At 32.8% G+C, this 15,841-nt stretch carries 13 protein-coding genes and 1 other RNA gene; 8 read left to right on the top strand and 6 right to left on the bottom strand.

All coding sequences use genetic code 11. From position 1 onward, the window contains the following. Nucleotides 1–35 precede the first annotated feature (35 nt). Nucleotides 36–1,073 carry a formimidoylglutamase gene (locus NYQ10_RS18945; protein ID WP_289877788.1) on the bottom strand — a complete coding sequence of 346 codons (1,038 nt, stop codon included), beginning with the start codon at nucleotides 1,071–1,073 and terminating at the stop codon, nucleotides 36–38. Between the two features lie 98 nt (nucleotides 1,074–1,171). On the opposite strand from NYQ10_RS18945, the gene NYQ10_RS18940 reads away from it, so the two are divergent. Then, nucleotides 1,172–2,050, top strand: a complete 879-nt coding sequence (locus NYQ10_RS18940) for a hypothetical protein (protein WP_184162319.1) — start codon at nucleotides 1,172–1,174, stop codon at nucleotides 2,048–2,050. Between the two features lie 89 nt (nucleotides 2,051–2,139). On the opposite strand, the gene hutI is transcribed toward NYQ10_RS18940, so the two are convergent. Continuing rightward, nucleotides 2,140–3,378, bottom strand: a complete 1,239-nt coding sequence (gene hutI, locus NYQ10_RS18935) for an imidazolonepropionase (protein ID WP_289877787.1) — start codon at nucleotides 3,376–3,378, stop codon at nucleotides 2,140–2,142. Between the two features lie 91 nt (nucleotides 3,379–3,469). Beyond that, on the bottom strand, nucleotides 3,470–4,519 hold the full coding sequence (locus NYQ10_RS18930; RefSeq protein WP_289877785.1) for a glutaminyl-peptide cyclotransferase: 1,050 nt from the start codon (nucleotides 4,517–4,519) through the stop codon (nucleotides 3,470–3,472). Nucleotides 4,520–4,607: 88 nt separating this feature from the next. Here NYQ10_RS18930 and ffs point away from each other — a divergent pair. The 5 genes from ffs to NYQ10_RS18905 all read left to right on the top strand — a co-directional run bounded on the left by ffs (nucleotide 4,608) and on the right by NYQ10_RS18905 (nucleotide 7,333). Continuing rightward, nucleotides 4,608–4,705, top strand: an RNA gene (gene ffs, locus NYQ10_RS18925) — signal recognition particle sRNA small type. A 165-nt stretch (nucleotides 4,706–4,870) separates the two neighbouring features. Then, the gene (locus NYQ10_RS18920) at nucleotides 4,871–5,674 is read left to right on the top strand and encodes an SDR family oxidoreductase (protein ID WP_289877783.1); all 804 of its coding nucleotides are present in this window, start codon (nucleotides 4,871–4,873) and stop codon (nucleotides 5,672–5,674) included. A 4-nt stretch (nucleotides 5,675–5,678) separates the two neighbouring features. Next, nucleotides 5,679–5,870, top strand: coding sequence for a hypothetical protein (locus NYQ10_RS18915; RefSeq protein WP_289877782.1), 192 nt, complete (start codon nucleotides 5,679–5,681; stop codon nucleotides 5,868–5,870). Between the two features lie 221 nt (nucleotides 5,871–6,091). Continuing rightward, nucleotides 6,092–6,748, top strand: a complete 657-nt coding sequence (gene fsa, locus NYQ10_RS18910) for a fructose-6-phosphate aldolase (RefSeq protein WP_184162302.1) — start codon at nucleotides 6,092–6,094, stop codon at nucleotides 6,746–6,748. Between the two features lie 90 nt (nucleotides 6,749–6,838). Next, entirely contained in the window at nucleotides 6,839–7,333 is a 495-nt protein-coding gene (locus NYQ10_RS18905) for a hypothetical protein (RefSeq protein ID WP_289877781.1), read from the top strand. Nucleotides 7,334–7,455: 122 nt separating this feature from the next. Here NYQ10_RS18905 and NYQ10_RS18900 read toward each other — a convergent pair whose 3' ends face one another. From NYQ10_RS18900 to NYQ10_RS18890, 3 genes are all read right to left on the bottom strand, one after another. Then, a complete protein-coding gene (locus NYQ10_RS18900) occupies nucleotides 7,456–8,925 on the bottom strand; it encodes an MFS transporter (protein WP_276173000.1) in 1,470 nt (489 codons plus the stop codon). A gap of 173 nt (nucleotides 8,926–9,098) precedes the next feature. Further along, complete coding sequence (locus NYQ10_RS18895) at nucleotides 9,099–9,800, bottom strand: LytR/AlgR family response regulator transcription factor (protein ID WP_289877780.1); 702 nt, start codon at nucleotides 9,798–9,800, stop codon at nucleotides 9,099–9,101. Beyond that, complete coding sequence (locus NYQ10_RS18890) at nucleotides 9,790–10,842, bottom strand: sensor histidine kinase (RefSeq protein WP_289877779.1); 1,053 nt, start codon at nucleotides 10,840–10,842, stop codon at nucleotides 9,790–9,792. Before NYQ10_RS18890 ends, NYQ10_RS18895 begins: the two co-directional genes overlap by 11 nt. Nucleotides 10,843–11,116: 274 nt before the next feature. On the opposite strand from NYQ10_RS18890, the gene NYQ10_RS18885 reads away from it, so the two are divergent. Continuing rightward, on the top strand, nucleotides 11,117–14,302 hold the full coding sequence (locus NYQ10_RS18885) for a SusC/RagA family TonB-linked outer membrane protein (RefSeq protein WP_289877778.1): 3,186 nt from the start codon (nucleotides 11,117–11,119) through the stop codon (nucleotides 14,300–14,302). A 12-nt stretch (nucleotides 14,303–14,314) separates the two neighbouring features. Next, on the top strand, nucleotides 14,315–15,832 hold the full coding sequence (locus NYQ10_RS18880; protein ID WP_289877776.1) for a SusD/RagB family nutrient-binding outer membrane lipoprotein: 1,518 nt from the start codon (nucleotides 14,315–14,317) through the stop codon (nucleotides 15,830–15,832). The last annotated feature ends 9 nt before the right edge of the window (nucleotides 15,833–15,841 follow it).

Here is a 15,841-nt window from a genome sequence, read left to right as displayed (position 1 = left end):
ACGCTTAGTTTTAGGATTGAAATTAGAGTTTAAAATCAATCCTGTTCTAAGTTTGCTTTTATAAAGTCGGTTACTAAATAACCAATTAATTTTCCAATTAAATTATTATTTGGTGCATTGTCTAAATCTGGTGCGCCTTCGCAAATATGAATATAAGCGGCATTTTTATGTTCTGCAAAAAAGGAAACAAATTGTCTCAGTTCTTCTACAGAAAAACCGCTAATTGTCATTGCGCTGCTGGCGATATTTGGAATCGCGTCTAAATCTATTTCAATTCCAAAAGCGTCATTTTTTATAAAATCCAAAGCCGTAATCATTTCGCGATTAAAGTCTTTTTCTTTTCTAATATTAACGCTGTCGTAAGTATTATATCGAACTCGATCTTCCAGTTTTTTGATAATATCTAAAACGCTTTTTGAAGTATAATTTTCGTGAAGTCCGAAAATGAAGTATTTTTTTAAGAAACCTTCTTCATAAGCATAAGAAAATCCATTTCCGCTATGACGGCCTTCTAAAATTCTAAAATCAGAATGAGCATCAAAATTAATAGCGTTTATTGGTTTTCCTTTCGCTAAAGCGGCACCTTTAATATTTCCGTATGCATTGTTATGTCCTCCGCCAATAATAATTGGTGTTTTTCCTGCCTTAATAATGGTAAATATAATATGAGATACTTCTTTGTCTATTTTTTCAACAAGTTGACTTAATTTAGAACGATCGTCAATGTCGTTAAAATCTAAGTTTTCAACTTCGCGCATTTCATCAGCAACATCAATATGTCCTAAAATTATAATGTTACTTCCTTTAGAAAAACGATTATGCTGAATATTTGCAATGCTTTTTATGGCAGATTGCCAAGCTGAAGCAGCTCCAGGTCTTCCGTAGTTGGCACGCACGCCAATATCTTCAGGAATTCCTAAAAGCACATATTTAGCTTCACTTTGTTTTAGAAAATCAACTTTGTCAGCTCCAGGCGGAATGACAATCATTTTTTCTCCGAACTTTATTTCACCACTTCGATGATTTGTGACTTTTGCTAAATCATTTATAGTGAAAGGGATTAATTTCTCCATGAAAAAAATTTATTTTCCAAAAATAATATAATTGTACTAACTTACGTTATTACCTTATATTAATTCTTAAATTTGTTATTAAAGAAAATTTTTTAAATATGGAAAACCCAAAGAACAACAATTCAAGTCTAAAAGCGATAATCGCAGTTTTAGCAGTCCTACTGATTGGTAGCTTAGTGTATATTTTTAAATTATCTTCTGATTCAGAAGTAGTTAAAACAGAACTTACAACATCAATGACAGAAAAAGAATCTGTTATGAAAGATTTACAGGAATTAAAAGCAACTTATGATGCTGCAATTGCTGAAAACACTTCAATGTCTGATGAGTTGATCCAAGAGAGGGATAAAGTAGTTGCTTTAATGGATGATTTAAATAAATCAAAAGGAGATGTTTCTAAATACAAATCTCAAGTTCAGGCTATGCAAAGTAAAATGAAAACTTTGGTTGCTGAAAACGATGAGTTGAAAAAACAAAATGGTGTTTTAACAACTCAGAGAGATAGTACAATCGTAGTTTTAGGAGAATCTAAAAAGTTTAATGAAGTTCTAGTTGGTCAAAACGAAGAACTTTCTAAAACGGTAGAAAGAGGTTCTAAATTATCTGTGTTAAACACAAAAACTGCAGCTTACAAATTGAGAAGCTCAGGAAAACAAATTGAAACAGATAAAGCAAGTCGTGCTGATATCTTAAAAGTTAGTTTTACAATTGCTGAAAACCAAATTGCAAAATCTGGTGACAAAACTTATTATGTACAAGTAATTGACGCTAAAAATAATGTTTTAGGTGAAAAGAAAACAGAAAGTTTTGGAGATAACTCTTTAACTTATAGCTTTAAAACTACTGTTAAGTACGAAAACAAAAGCGTAAATGTAAGTGAAGATCTTCCTGGAAAAGATTTCGCAAAAGGAACTTACTTCATCAATGTTTTTGATAATGATGAGTTAGTTTCTAAAACTAGCTTCAGTTTAAGATAATTTAGCCTAAAGGGATAAAATACCACTTTGATATTAAAGGTCTGTGCATTTTCACAGACCTTTTTTTATTGCAATAATTTTAAAATAATTTATTCTAGAATTTTACCTTCAAGAAAAACAGATTCAATTAAATTGCTTCCAAAAGCATAAGGAATTTGATAATAAGAAGAAATTGGTTTTGTTACAATTAAATTGGCTTTTTTGCCTTTTGTAATACTTCCATGCGTTTCTGAAAGTCCCATTGCATAAGCGCCATTTATTGTTGCGGCATTTATAGCTTCTTCTGGCGTCATTTTCATTTTGATGCAAGCTGTGGCAACAACAAAATTCATATTTCCAGATGGAGTAGAACCAGGATTAAAATCTGTGGCTAATGCTAAAGGTAGGCCAGCTTTAATCATTTCGCGCGCGGGCGTGTACGGAATGCTTAAAAAATAAGAACAAGAAGGTAAAGCAACAGGCATCGTTTCTGAGTCTTTTAAAGCTTCAATGTCTTCTGGATTCATAACTTCTAAATGATCGACAGAAAGCGCTTTATATTTAACTCCAGCCTGAATTCCGCCAATAGAATTAAATTGATTGACGTGGATTTTCGGTTTTAAGCCAAATTCAATTCCTGCTTCCATAATTTTTTCGGTTTCTTCTACTGAAAAATAACCGCTTTCGCAGAAAACATCTACATAATCCGCTAGTTTGTTTTTAGCTATTTCTGGGATCATTTTCGAGATGATTTCGTCTATATAACCTGCTTTGTTTTCTTTGTAATGAGTTGGAAATGCGTGTGCGCCCAAAAAAGTTGCTTTGATTGAAATTGGATAATTTTCTGCCAGTTTTTTAATTACACGAAGCATTTTTAATTCGCCTTCGATTGTTAATCCGTAACCAGATTTTATTTCAACTGCTCCAGTTCCTAAACGCATTACTTCTTCAAGACGAGTTTTAGATTGTTCGTAAATTTCTTCTTCTGAAGTTTCGTTTAGTTTTTTAGCCGAATTTAAAATTCCGCCGCCGCGATTGGCAATTTCTTCATAAGTCAATCCATTAATTCTGTCAACAAATTCCTGTTCGCGATTTCCTGCATAAACAATATGAGTATGGCTGTCGCACCAAGATGGGAGAATTACTTTTCCTGTTGCATCAATAACTTTATCGGCATTAATTTTTGGAAGATTGTTCATAGAACCAAAATCAGCAATAAGATTGTTTTCTAAAACTAAAAAAGCATTTTTAATTGTTGGAAGTACCGCCATTTCTGAACCCGAAACCTTAGTAATTGAAGTTTCGCGAACTTGAAGTAATTCTTTTATGTTTGTAATTAATGTTTTCATTATTGATATTGTTATAAACACAAATTTCACAAATTATCACGAACTAATTCGTGAAATCTGTGAAATTCGTAAAATTGTTTTTGTCTAAGGTTTATTCCGAAACTGTTATTTCGAACATTTTATCCCAGTATTTACCCGTTACAAAAATTGTTTTTGTTTGCGGATTGTAAGCGATTCCGTTTAAAACGTCTGGGTTATTAAATTTTAGCTGTTTGCGTAATTCTGCCATATTCAAAATTCCTTCGACAGCTCCAGAAGTTGGATTTATAATTGCAATTGCATCTTTTTGAAAAACATTTGCGAAGAATTTTCCATTAATAAGTTCTAACTCATTAAGAGCTTTAATTTTTGATGTTCCAGAATATACATTGATATAATCAATATGTTTTTGATTAGCTGGATCTACTTTCCAGATTTTCTCAGTTCCGTCAGATTGATAGATGTATTTGCCATCATTTGTCATTCCCCAACCTTCAATTTCTTTATCGTACGTGAAAGTTTTTTCAAGTTTCAAAGTTTTAGCATCATAGATAAAACCTGTTTTTTCTTGCCAAGACAATTGAAATAATTTTCCGTTAATAAAAGTAATTCCTTCTCCAAAGTAGGCTGAGTCCAAATCTACTTGTCTGATTACTTTTCCAGTTTTATAATCAATTTCTCTAATATAAGAATCGCCTTTTTGTCCTGTACTTTCGTATAAAGAGCCATCATGAAATTCTAATCCTTCAGTAAAAGACTTAGTATCGTGTGGAAATGTATTTACAATTTTGAATTTTAAAGCTTTTGGTTCAACATCCGAAACAACTTCAATTCTTTTAGTGGCATCAGAAGAATCACCACCAAAATAAACAGTAGCTTTTAAGTATTGGTAACCTAATTTTTGATCTATCAATTCAAATCTAAATTCTTTAGCGCCTTTTGTGCTTCCAACTTTTTGGTCATTTATAAAGTAAGCAACGCTGTCGATTTCTTTCGATTTTGGGTTTAAAATTCCAATTGTAAGCGCTTCTTTTTGCGTAAAATGAGCCGGAAAAGCAGATTCATCGATAGTAAATAAAGAATTTTCACCTTTTTTTGTATCTCCACATCCAATTAATGTGATTCCTAATAAAATGAGAGTTAGGAAGTTATAATTTTTCATAGTTTAAAATTTGAATAAGCCAATATACGACGATATTTTTATAGCAACAAAGGTCTTGCAAAAATATAAAAAGGTTGTATATTTGCACCGGCAAGTCCTACACGACCAGCTCCTGCAGACTCCCCCAGGATGGGAACATAGCAAGGGTACGTGGTTGAGCGGTGCGATGTAGGTCGCTTGCCATTTTTTTATTTTTAGAAATACTTAATTTGCGATCTTCCTTCTGGAAGATTTTTTTATTTTTGGGCATCTCGAAAGTTGGAAATTATATGAAAGAAACTAAAGATTTTCTCTTGTTGTATTAATTTTGACTCATAGATAATCACTTTAACCTAACATTTAATCTGTCAAATGAATAAAGTCGTTTTAATTACCGGAGGATCATCAGGAATCGGAAAATCTATTGGTGAATTTTTACATCATAAAGGTTTCGTTGTTTATGGAACAAGCCGAAATCCTGAGAAAGTTGTAAATTCTGTTTTTCCTTTGGTTGCTTTAGATGTTCGAAATGTGGCATCTATTCAGAGTGCTGTTTCTAAAATTATTGAAACTTCTGGAAGATTAGATATCGTTATAAATAACGCTGGAGTTGGAATTACAGGACCTTTGGAAGAAATTCCGACAGAAGAAATCAGAAATAATTTTGAAACAAACTTCTTTGGTCCGATTGAAGTAATGAAAGCAGTTTTGCCGCAAATGCGTAAACAGAATTCTGGATTAATTATTAATATTACTTCTATTGCTGGTTACATGGGACTTCCTTACAGAAGTGTTTATTCGGCATCAAAAGGAGCTTTAGAATTGATTACCGAAGCTTTGAGAATGGAAGTGAAATCTTTCGGTGTTGAAATTACAAATGTGGCGCCAGGAGATTTTGCAACCAATATTGCTGCTGGTCGCTATCATGCACCAGTGATTAAAGATTCGGCTTATGAAAACGTTTATGGTGAAGTTCTAGCAACAATGAATGATCATGTTGACGCAGGAAGTAATCCGAATGAAATGGCAGAAGCGGTTTATAAAATTATTCAAACGAAAAAACCAAATGTGCATTATAAAGTTGGCGCTTTTATGCAGAAGTTTTCGATTGTTTTAAAACGCGCGCTTCCAGATAAAGTTTACGAGAAAATGTTAATGAACCATTATAAACTATAAAATTATGGAAAAGTTTAATGAGTTTTTGCCAACGGTTTTTGGTGTTTTAGTATTACTTGTTATTTGGTTTGTGATTCGTAGAATTTTAGGATCAGTAAGCGATAAGATAAATAATTCTGAAAGTTACAAAGAAGATACTTTAAGAGTTCTGGAAGAAATTAGGGATGAATTGAAAGAACTAAACAGAAATAAATAATTTACTGTTTGTAAATATTTTGTGAATTTTAATATAATTCGCAAATTGATTTGGTTTTTGAAATTGTTATTGGTATTGATTTCGTAATTTTGCACCGGCGTTTGCGTGAGGGATAGAGGCGATATCCTTTTGTGAAGTGAAACGGAACAAAAGATTTAGCCGAAAGCCCGACCCTTGGGGCACGCCCAAAGTAAATCAACACAATTTAAATAATATAAATTATGAAATTTTTTATTGACACAGCTAATTTAGCTCAAATTAAAGAAGCACAAGCTTTAGGTGTTTTGGATGGTGTAACAACTAATCCGTCTTTGATGGCAAAAGAAGGAATCACTGGAAAAAACAACATTTTGAAGCATTATGTTGACATCTGCAATCTTGTTGAAGGTGATGTTAGTGCTGAAGTTAATGCATTGGATTTTGACGGAATGGTTAAAGAAGGTGAGGAGTTAGCTGAATTACATGATCAGATTGTTGTAAAACTTCCGATGACTAAGGAAGGTGTTATGGCAGCAAAATATTTTTCTGATAAAGGAATCAAAACTAACGTAACTCTTGTTTTCTCTGTTGGTCAAGCGATCTTGGCTGCAAAAGCTGGTGCTACTTATGTTTCTCCTTTTGTTGGGCGTTTAGATGATGTTTCTACAGACGGATTAAACTTGATTCAAGAAATTAGAGAAGTTTACGATAACTACGGTTACGAAACTCAAATTTTAGCAGCTTCTGTTCGTCACACAATGCATATTGTGAACTGTGCTAAAATTGGTGCTGATGTTATGACTGGACCTCTTTCTGCAATTTACGGATTGTTGAAACATCCTTTAACTGACATCGGTTTAGCTCAATTCGTAGCTGATTTCGAGAAAGGAAATAAGTAATACTTAGATACTTATAAAATAAAAATCGTCTTTTTTCTAACGAGAAAAGACGATTTTTTTTACTTTTATATGAATCTTAAATAACTGATTATGAAAGTACTATTTGTTTTAATGTCTTTTCTGGCTTTGAATTTTTCTGTAAATGCCCAGGCAAAAGTGTTAACTTCTGTAAATGATGCGGGAGATGTGGCGACTTACGAATTGGATTGCTCGGTCAAATTTCAAACGCTCGCAAAAGGTCTTCGTTATAACATAACAAGACATGAATTTAAAGGTCCTGAAATGAAAAACAGTTATAGATTGCTTTTGGTAATGGATGGTTTTTATTCGAAAACACTAAATAGTGAAATGAAGATTTCTGCCGTTTTAAGCGATGGAACAATTATAGAGGCAAAAAAAACGATAGAAGATGATGGTTTTTTTGACGGTGCATGCACGCTAAAAATTGCAAACCCAGAAGCGCTTTTAAAAGCGGATATTGACAAAGTAATTGTTCATGCTGATAAAGATGTTGTTTATCCTTTAACGGCACAAAATAAAGCAATTTTTAAAAAGAATTTGAGTAATATCATTAATGCTAAATAAAAGGTGCTAAGTTACTGAGATGCTGAGATTCTAAGGTTTTGCCTTTTTTAAAATAAAAAAAATCCAAATTCCGTTTTATAAATTGGAATTTGGATTTTTTTATATTGTTGTTTTTGAAATTTTTAGTGTCCGCCGCCTTCGCTTTCTACGTGGCTGATTCCTTGTTTTTTAAGGATTTTTGGGCAATAGAAACCGTAAAATCCTAAATAAGCAAAACCTAAAAGTGGAACAATGTAAGAGAAATGTGTCCATGTAATTCCGAAGATTCCACCTGGATGAGAAATATCAAAATCGCAGATACTTCCTTGAACCAATGGAATAACTCCACCTCCAAGAATCATCATAATTAAAAAAGAAGATGCTTTTCCTGTGTTTTTTCCTAAACCTGCAATCGCTAAATCGAAGATAGAAGGCCACATAATAGATAAGAATAAACCTCCTGAGATAAAGAAGAATTTAGCAATTTCTGGATTTGGCCAAACTAAACCTAAAACCATCATTAATAATCCTGAAGCTCCGAAAAGCATTAACGTTTTTCCAGCATTTTTACCTCCAACGAAACTTACTGCAATGAACAATAAAATCCAAAGAGGGTAAATGTAGAATGAAGAAACGTCATGGGCAGCAAAAATATTAGCACCGATAATTACTCCGAATGCAGCAGCTGGTACAATGAATTTTAAAGCTGTATTTACTAGGTTTGAAGTGTTAAATACGTTTACACCACCATTCCAACGTCCAATCATTAAACTTCCCCAATAAAGGGCGATAAATGGAGCGATTGCATCTTCTAATACATTACCAAACTCGCTAGTGTGTAATAAAGCTGGTAAATTACTGATGATAGTTACTTCTGTTCCTACATAAATGAAAATCCCTAACATACCAAGGTATAATTGTGGGTAATCCATAATGTTGAATTTACTGTGTTTGTCTTTAATTACAGCTTCTTCTTCTTTTTCTGGATCTTCAATTTTAGAGAAATTCATGAAAACTGCAACAATGATAAAAGCAAGTCCAAGAATAATAAATGGCAATTTAATATCTTCTAATGAAAGAGCAGTTTTTTTATTGTCACCCATTCCGAATAAAGCGATACCTAATAAGATCGCACCAATTGTTGTTCCGAAAGAGTTGATACCTCCAGCAAGTGTTAAACGGTGCGCCCCAGTGTTCGGGCTTCCCATTTTAATTGCTAATGGATTTGCTACAATTTGCTGAATAGAGAAACCTAAACCAACAGTAAACAAAGCGGTTAAAAAGAAAGGGAAACTTTCCATAGTTGCAGCTGGAATGAATAAAAACGATCCAACAGCAGAAAGAAGTAAACCAGCTGAAAGTGTTCTTTTGTAGCCGAACTTTTGGAGTACGTCAAGCTTTAAAGAAACTAAAAAGAAGATTATCGATCCTACAAAATACGCAGCATAAAATGCCCACGCTACTAATTGTGATTGTACTTGCGATAAAGTAAATACTTTTTTGAATACTGGAATCAGGATGTCGTTGGCAGAACCAACAAAACCCCAAAAGAAAAAGACGATTATCAACGAGATAAATTGCCCCCATTTGGTTTGCACATTTTCTGAACTCATAATAATAAGGTTAATTTTTTATTTATTGTTTTTTGAAGACCGTAAATATATTTGTTAGGATTATCAAAAAAAAATAAAAAGGTATAAATAATGTTAAATTTATACCAACGACCATATTATTTCAACAAAGTGTTAATTTTAACCTACTTAGAAAATGTAATTCGTAATTATATTTATTCTAATATTTTATTTTTGACCTCTTTACTGTAGTTTCTACCTATCGGAATGTTGTAAGATTGTATTTGAACACGGTTTCCTTCTATTGATTTTACCTTATTTAGTGCAATTACATATGATTTATGTATTCTCAGGAACTTATCTGCAGGCAATTCTTCTGATAAAGATGTAAGAGATTTATGGGTAATATAGGTTTTGTCTGGAGTGACAACTTTGATATATTCTTTCATTCCTTCAACAAACAGAATTTCTTCAATATTAATTTTCATCATCTTTTTATCTACTTTAATGAAAATATGTGAATCGCCTTTTGCGGTTTCAACTTTAATATTGTTTTTAAGATTGTATTCGGTTGTGATTTTATTAATGCATTTTATAAATCTAGGAAGCGGAATCGGTTTTACTAAATAATCCAAAACATCAAGATCATAACTTTCTGCCGCAAATTCTCTAAATGCAGTTGTTATAATTACTTTAGTTTTGCTTTCAATTAGACTGATAAGTTCAAAACCGGTCATCATCGGCATGTTGATGTCTAAAAAGACAGCATCGACAGAGGTACTGTTGATAAAATCTAGCGCCTCTAAAGAATTGTTGAATGTTGCTATTACTTCAAAGTCTGTAAAATTGGTAAAATAATTTTCCAGAACCTTGATTGCTAATGGCTCATCATCAATTAACACGCATTTAATCTTCATTATGAGTAGGTATTTGTAATCTTGTTATGTAGAAATTTAGTTTGGTTTTTTGCTTAAGACTGAAATTATTTCTATAAATGAGCTTTAATCTCTTTTTTGTATTGACTAAGCCAATTCCTCTTTTTGAATTATCATTTTGTGAAATTACAAAATTATTTAAGATTTCAAAGTCAAGCATTTTATTGTCTAAGACTTTGCAGTTAATTTTAATCTTCAAATTTTTGTTGTTCACGCCACCATGTTTAAAGGCGTTTTCTACCAAAGAAATAAAAATAAGCGGTGGCACAACAACGTCTTCAATATTTGATTCTAGATTTATCGTCACATCTACATTTGCAAAACGCAGTTTTTCGATTTCAATATAATTCTGAATATAATCGATTTCTTTCAGCAAAGGCACAAACTTAGTTCCTTTTACATCATACAATACATATTCCATTAAGTTTGAAAGTTTGATAATTACATCAGGAACTTTCTTAGAAGATTCTAGTGATAAAGCGTATAAATTATTTAAAGTATTGAAAAAGAAATGTGGCTGAATCTGGTTTTCGAGATATTTTAGTTTGATCTTAAACTGATTTTCTCTTAAAGATCTGTTTCTTTCGCGTTCACGAAGCCAAGTTAATGTCAAATAAACCGAAGATGCCATTGCCAAAACGTATAATTCTCCAATACAAACGGCAACAATATGATTAATTTCAAAAGGATGGTATTCTCGATTTGCTTCAGGCCAAATGTTTTCACTAATTATATAATAGGTAAGTGCGGTTTTAGCTAAATAAATGGCAAATAAACTTAGAAGCAGTAAAAATGTATAAGTAATATATTTTTGTTTCAATACATACTTCGGAACTAAAACAAATAAATTAAGATATACTAAAGGTATAACTAATGAAAATTCAATTAGGTTAGATTTAAAAGCATAAGGATAATCATTAAAATAAGCTCCCCATCTTAAAAAGTTTAAAGTAAAATAAACTCCCCAAAACCATATGTGATTTCGAAGTTTAATGTCGAATTTAACTTTCTTAATTTCTTTCAATTGGTTATAAGATGTTTAGCGATTTTAGTTTTTCTTAACAAGTATTATTATTGTGCAACTTTAAACAATTAAAGGCAAAGTGCCAATTTTTTTGAATAAAATTTCGCTATAAATGGTTATTCGTGCTTATTTTTTTAAATAGAACGTTTTCGTAAAGCGTATTATTGAATGATTTATGTCGTTGGTTTAAATTTTATTGTCGTTGGTTTAATTTATTTTTTTTAACAATGTCTTAAGAATAATTTTACCTCATAACTAACAAAATAAAATAAACATGAAAAAAATTTTCTTAATCTTTATGATTGTTTTTACGGCGCAAATTATGTTTGCTCAGGTAAAAACTGTCAAAGGTTTGGTAACAGACCAGAAAGGTTTGCCTTTACCAGGCGTGACGGTTCTCATTAAAGGAACAAACAAGGCAAGTCAAAGTGATTATGATGGATTGTACACAATTCAGGCATCAAAAAATGATGTTTTGTTGTTTTCGTACATTGGATTTAAATCTCAGTCGGTTACTGTAACCGATGGTACACAATTTAATGTTACTCTTTCGGAAGATGCACAGAATCTTAATGAAGTTGTTGTAACGGCACTTGGTATTAAGAGACAAAAGAAAGAGTTAGGTTATGCAGTTCAGGATGTTAAGGGAGACCAGTTGAACAAGGTAATTACAACGAATGTTGCAACAGCACTTTCTGGTAAAGTTGCCGGTGTTGACGTATCTATTCCTGCTACAGGTGTTGGAGGAAGTACTCGTGTTATTATTAGAGGTATTTCTAGTATTGGTGAGAGCAATCAGCCTCTTTATATTGTTGATGGTGTGCCGATTGATAACTCTGGATTGAATAATGATCAAGCTGCAACAAGTAAATGGTTTGACGGTAGAGATAGTGGAGATGGAATTTCTAGTATCAACCCGAACAACATTGAAAGTTTAACGGTTCTTAAAGGAGCTGCTGCTGCTGCATTATATGGTTCTAGAGCGTTAAATGGTGTAATCTTGATTACGACTAAAAAAGGTAGTAAAGGAGCATTAAAAGTTGAGCTTAATAGTGGTGTAAGTTTTGACCGTGTAAATGCTAAATATTCTGATTATCAAACAGAATATGGTTCAGGATCTAATGGACTTTTGCCAGATCCAGCAAGACCTACAGAAATTTATAGTTATACAACAAGTGCATGGGGACCTAAATTTTCTGAAACTGTAGGACAGCAATCAATAATATTTGATGGTTCTATGAAACCTTATGCAAGAGTTAAAAACAATATTCAAGACTTTTTTAGAACTGGAGTTACAATGACAAATGGTGTCTCTTTATCTTCAGGAAGTGACAATGCATTTGTACGTTTTGGATACAATAACTTAAAAAATGATGACGTAATTCCTAATACAGGGTTAGAAAGAAATGATGCAAGTTTAAATGCGACATTAAAATCTGAAAAATTCACTTTAGATGCTAATGTAAACTACATGGTCGAAAATACTAATAATAGACCAGGGTTAGGAGATTCTCCAAATAACGTTGGATATGCTTTAAGTGGTTTGGCACCAAATATTGATCAGGCATGGTTAAAAAATTCTCAAAATCCTGCAACTGGTGATATGTATCAATGGAACAATAATGTTTACTCATTGAATCCTTATTGGATTGTAGATCAAAATCATAATGCGACTAAGAAAAACCGTTTTATGGGTAATGTTACTGGAACATACCAATTAAAAAAATGGATGGGTTTAACTCTTAGAACTGGTTTAGATACTTATACTTTTGATTCTAAAGATTTTATGGAAGGTGGAAACACTTGGCCAGGAAGAGACAATGGATATTTAGGTATAGAAGGAATTAAAGTTTCTGAAATGAATACAGATTTCATTGCTACTTTCAGTGATATCAAATTAGCGCAAGATTTTACTTTCTCTGGAATTTTGGGTGCTGGTAGAAGAGATTTTAGAAGAGAACAAAACTCTAGATTTGCAACGAATATTATTGAGCCAGGAACTGAATATATTAGTAATTTCTCTAATCAAACAGAAAATGCTCCAGTAGAAACAAAAACAAGAACTAACTCTGTTTACGGTTCTGCAAAATTTGATTACAAAGGATATTTATATGCTGAATTTACAGGTAGAAATGACTGGTTTAGTGTAATTAATAAAGATGCTTTTTATCCAGCAGCTTCTATGGGATTCATATTCTCTGATGCACTTGGACTTCAAAGCGATACGTTCTCTTATGGTAAATTAAGAGGTTCTTGGGCACAAGTTTCAAATGCTCCAGGCGCTTATAAAAATGCATTAAACTATACAACTTATTCTTCTTACAACGGAGGAAGTGTTGTAAACATTAAAAATACTTCTGCACCAAATCCAAATTTAACATACCAATCTAAAACTGGAGTTGAATTTGGTCTTGAAACGGCTTTCTTCAAAAACAGATTAAGAGCAGATATTACAGTTTATCGTGAAGATACTTCAGATCAAACTATTGATTTGCCTTCATCTGCAACATCTGGATATGAATTTATCTCTGTAAACGCTGGAAAGTTACGTAACGAAGGTATCGAGGTGTTTTTATCTGGTACGCCAATCAAAACGAAAGATTTTGAATGGGGAATTGATTTGAACTTCTCTAGAAACAAAAACTCAATTGTTTCTTTACATCCAGATATTGATACTTATACTATTTCTGAAGCTCGTTGGGCTGGTGCGGCAATTGTGGCACAAGTTGGAGGTCAATATGGTACAATTATGGGGAAAGATTTCTTAAGAACTCCATCTGGAGAAAAAATAGTAGGAGCAAACGGTATGCCTCTATTTACAGATAATAAAGTTGCTTTAGGAAAAGGTCTTCCTGACTGGGCAGCAGGTTTAACAAACCGTTTTTCTTATAAAGGAATTACACTTCAATTCTTAATTGATATGAAATTTGGAATGGATGTGTATTCTATGACAAATGCACTTGCAGCTCAAAAAGGTCTTTTGGATATTACAACAGAAGGAAGAGATGCTTACAACGAAGCAAGAGCTCAAGCTGTTGCAAATGATCCAAACTTTAGCCAGTCAACATGGATTCCTACAGCTGGTTATGTAGTGCAAGGAGTTGTAAATACAGGTACTGCAGAAAATCCAAATTATGTGCAAAATACAAGACCAGTAAATCCTCAAGATTATTGGAGTACTGTTTTCAACAACACACCAGCACCGTTTGTTTATGATGCATCTTACGTAAAACTTAGAGAGCTAAGTTTAGGATATACAATTCCAGGAAGTGTTTTCGCTGGATCAAAAATTAGTTCAATTTATATCTCAGCATTTGCTAGAAATTTATTGACTTTTAATAAAGATTTACCAAACGTTGATCCTGAATCTATGTATACTTCAGGTAATGGACAAGGGTTTGAGTATGGTTCTTTACCATTTAGAAGATCGTATGGTTTTAATCTTAAAGTTGCATTCTAAAAAATAGAAATTATGAAATTTAAAAATATATTATTAGCAGTACTTGTAACTTTTGCTACGGTAAGCTGTACAGACAATTTTGACGAACTGGAAAAAGATCCAGTTGCGTTATCTGCAAATCCTGCAGGACAGCTTTCATTTACTCAATTGTGTATGTCTGGTGACGGATACTACCAATGGAGAGCCAATTTGATCTATTCTGGAGGGTTTGTGCAACATTATGCAGGAGCGTGGAATGTAACAGAATTTGGAAGCAAGTTTAAGAAAAGCGATGACTACGCAACAGCAATATGGAGAAATGGATATGCTAACGAATTAAAAAGTATCGTAGACGTTATTGAAAAAACTAGCGGAAAAGCAGACATGGTAAATATGAATGCTGTGGCTAAAATTATGAGAGTTATGATTGCACAGCGTATTACCGATTTATATGGTGATTGCCCTTATTCAGAAGCTGGTCAAGGTTTCTCTAAAGGAATTGTAACTCCAAAGTATGATAAACAAGAGGATATTTACAATCAATTCTTTGCTGAATTAGAAGAAGCTTTTGTACAATTAAATGCAAGTGGTGGTGCAGTAAATGGAGACTTATTTTATAATGGAGATATTTCAAAATGGAAAAAACTTGCTAATACAATGCGTTTGCGTTTAGCAATGAGAATTTCAGAAGTAAAACCAGCTGAAGCTGAAAAACAAGCAAAAGCAGCGTTACAAAATGGAGTTTTCGAAAGTAATCTTGATAACTGTATCATGAAACATTTAGATTATCCTTTTAATGATACTCCTGGAGCACTTGATTTTAGAGGGAATGGTCTTTCTTATGCACTTATAGGAAACGAAAATGGTGACCATTTTAGTAGTTTAATGATTAATTTCTTGAAAAATAACGGAGATCCAAGATTAACTATGCTTGCAACTCCAAAAACCGGTGGAGCAGCTGGTGGAGCTCCTCTTCCTGGTGAAGATTTGTATATAGGAAATACTCCAGGACTTTTTCAATGGGAAATGCAGGGAGGTTCAAATGCAATATCTGGAATCCAGCCTTATTTGAAATTAAGAACTACGCCATTTTTACATGTTAGCTATTCAGAGTCACAATTATTATTGGCTGAAGCGGCATACAGAGGATGGGTAACTGGTACAGCGGCAGATTACTACAGAAAAGGTGTTGAAGCAGGTATTAAACAATTAGAAATTTATGGTGCTACACCAGCAACTCCAGCAGCTATTAATACTTATTTGACTGCTAAACCTTTAGTTGCAGGCTCTGAAAAACAACAAATTGCAACACAGCTTTGGGTTACTTATTTATTTAACAGTATTGAAGCATATTCAAACTGGAGAAGAACAGGTTTCCCTCAATTGTTGCCAATTACAAATCCAGATTCTGAAACTAATGGTGTTACGCCAAAACGTTTATACTATCCAAATGATGAAATGCAAAAGAATGGTGTTAACTATACAGAAGCTTTATCTAGAATGGGAGGAACAAACGACTGGTTGAATAGAGTGTGGTGGGATGTAAACTAAAAAACTAGA

The organism is Flavobacterium johnsoniae (assembly GCF_030388325.1).
Lineage (GTDB): Bacteria > Bacteroidota > Bacteroidia > Flavobacteriales > Flavobacteriaceae > Flavobacterium > Flavobacterium johnsoniae_C.
The sequence above is the reverse complement of the archived record's forward strand: the minus strand, read 5'-3'. Positions and strand labels throughout refer to the sequence as shown.

Bases quoted from the DNA above. Each gene is read 5' to 3' on its own strand.
- NYQ10_RS18945 (WP_289877788.1), bottom strand. From the start codon at position 1,073: ATGGAGAAATTAATCCCTTTCACTATAAATGATTTAGCAAAAGTCACA.
- NYQ10_RS18940 (WP_184162319.1), top strand. From the start codon at position 1,172: ATGGAAAACCCAAAGAACAACAATTCAAGTCTAAAAGCGATAATCGCA.
- hutI (WP_289877787.1), bottom strand. From the start codon at position 3,378: ATGAAAACATTAATTACAAACATAAAAGAATTACTTCAAGTTCGCGAA.
- NYQ10_RS18930 (WP_289877785.1), bottom strand. From the start codon at position 4,519: ATGAAAAATTATAACTTCCTAACTCTCATTTTATTAGGAATCACATTA.
- NYQ10_RS18920 (WP_289877783.1), top strand. From the start codon at position 4,871: ATGAATAAAGTCGTTTTAATTACCGGAGGATCATCAGGAATCGGAAAA.
- NYQ10_RS18915 (WP_289877782.1), top strand. From the start codon at position 5,679: ATGGAAAAGTTTAATGAGTTTTTGCCAACGGTTTTTGGTGTTTTAGTA.
- fsa (WP_184162302.1), top strand. From the start codon at position 6,092: ATGAAATTTTTTATTGACACAGCTAATTTAGCTCAAATTAAAGAAGCA.
- NYQ10_RS18905 (WP_289877781.1), top strand. From the start codon at position 6,839: ATGAAAGTACTATTTGTTTTAATGTCTTTTCTGGCTTTGAATTTTTCT.
- NYQ10_RS18900 (WP_276173000.1), bottom strand. From the start codon at position 8,925: ATGAGTTCAGAAAATGTGCAAACCAAATGGGGGCAATTTATCTCGTTG.
- NYQ10_RS18895 (WP_289877780.1), bottom strand. From the start codon at position 9,800: ATGAAGATTAAATGCGTGTTAATTGATGATGAGCCATTAGCAATCAAG.
- NYQ10_RS18885 (WP_289877778.1), top strand. From the start codon at position 11,117: ATGAAAAAAATTTTCTTAATCTTTATGATTGTTTTTACGGCGCAAATT.
- NYQ10_RS18880 (WP_289877776.1), top strand. From the start codon at position 14,315: ATGAAATTTAAAAATATATTATTAGCAGTACTTGTAACTTTTGCTACG.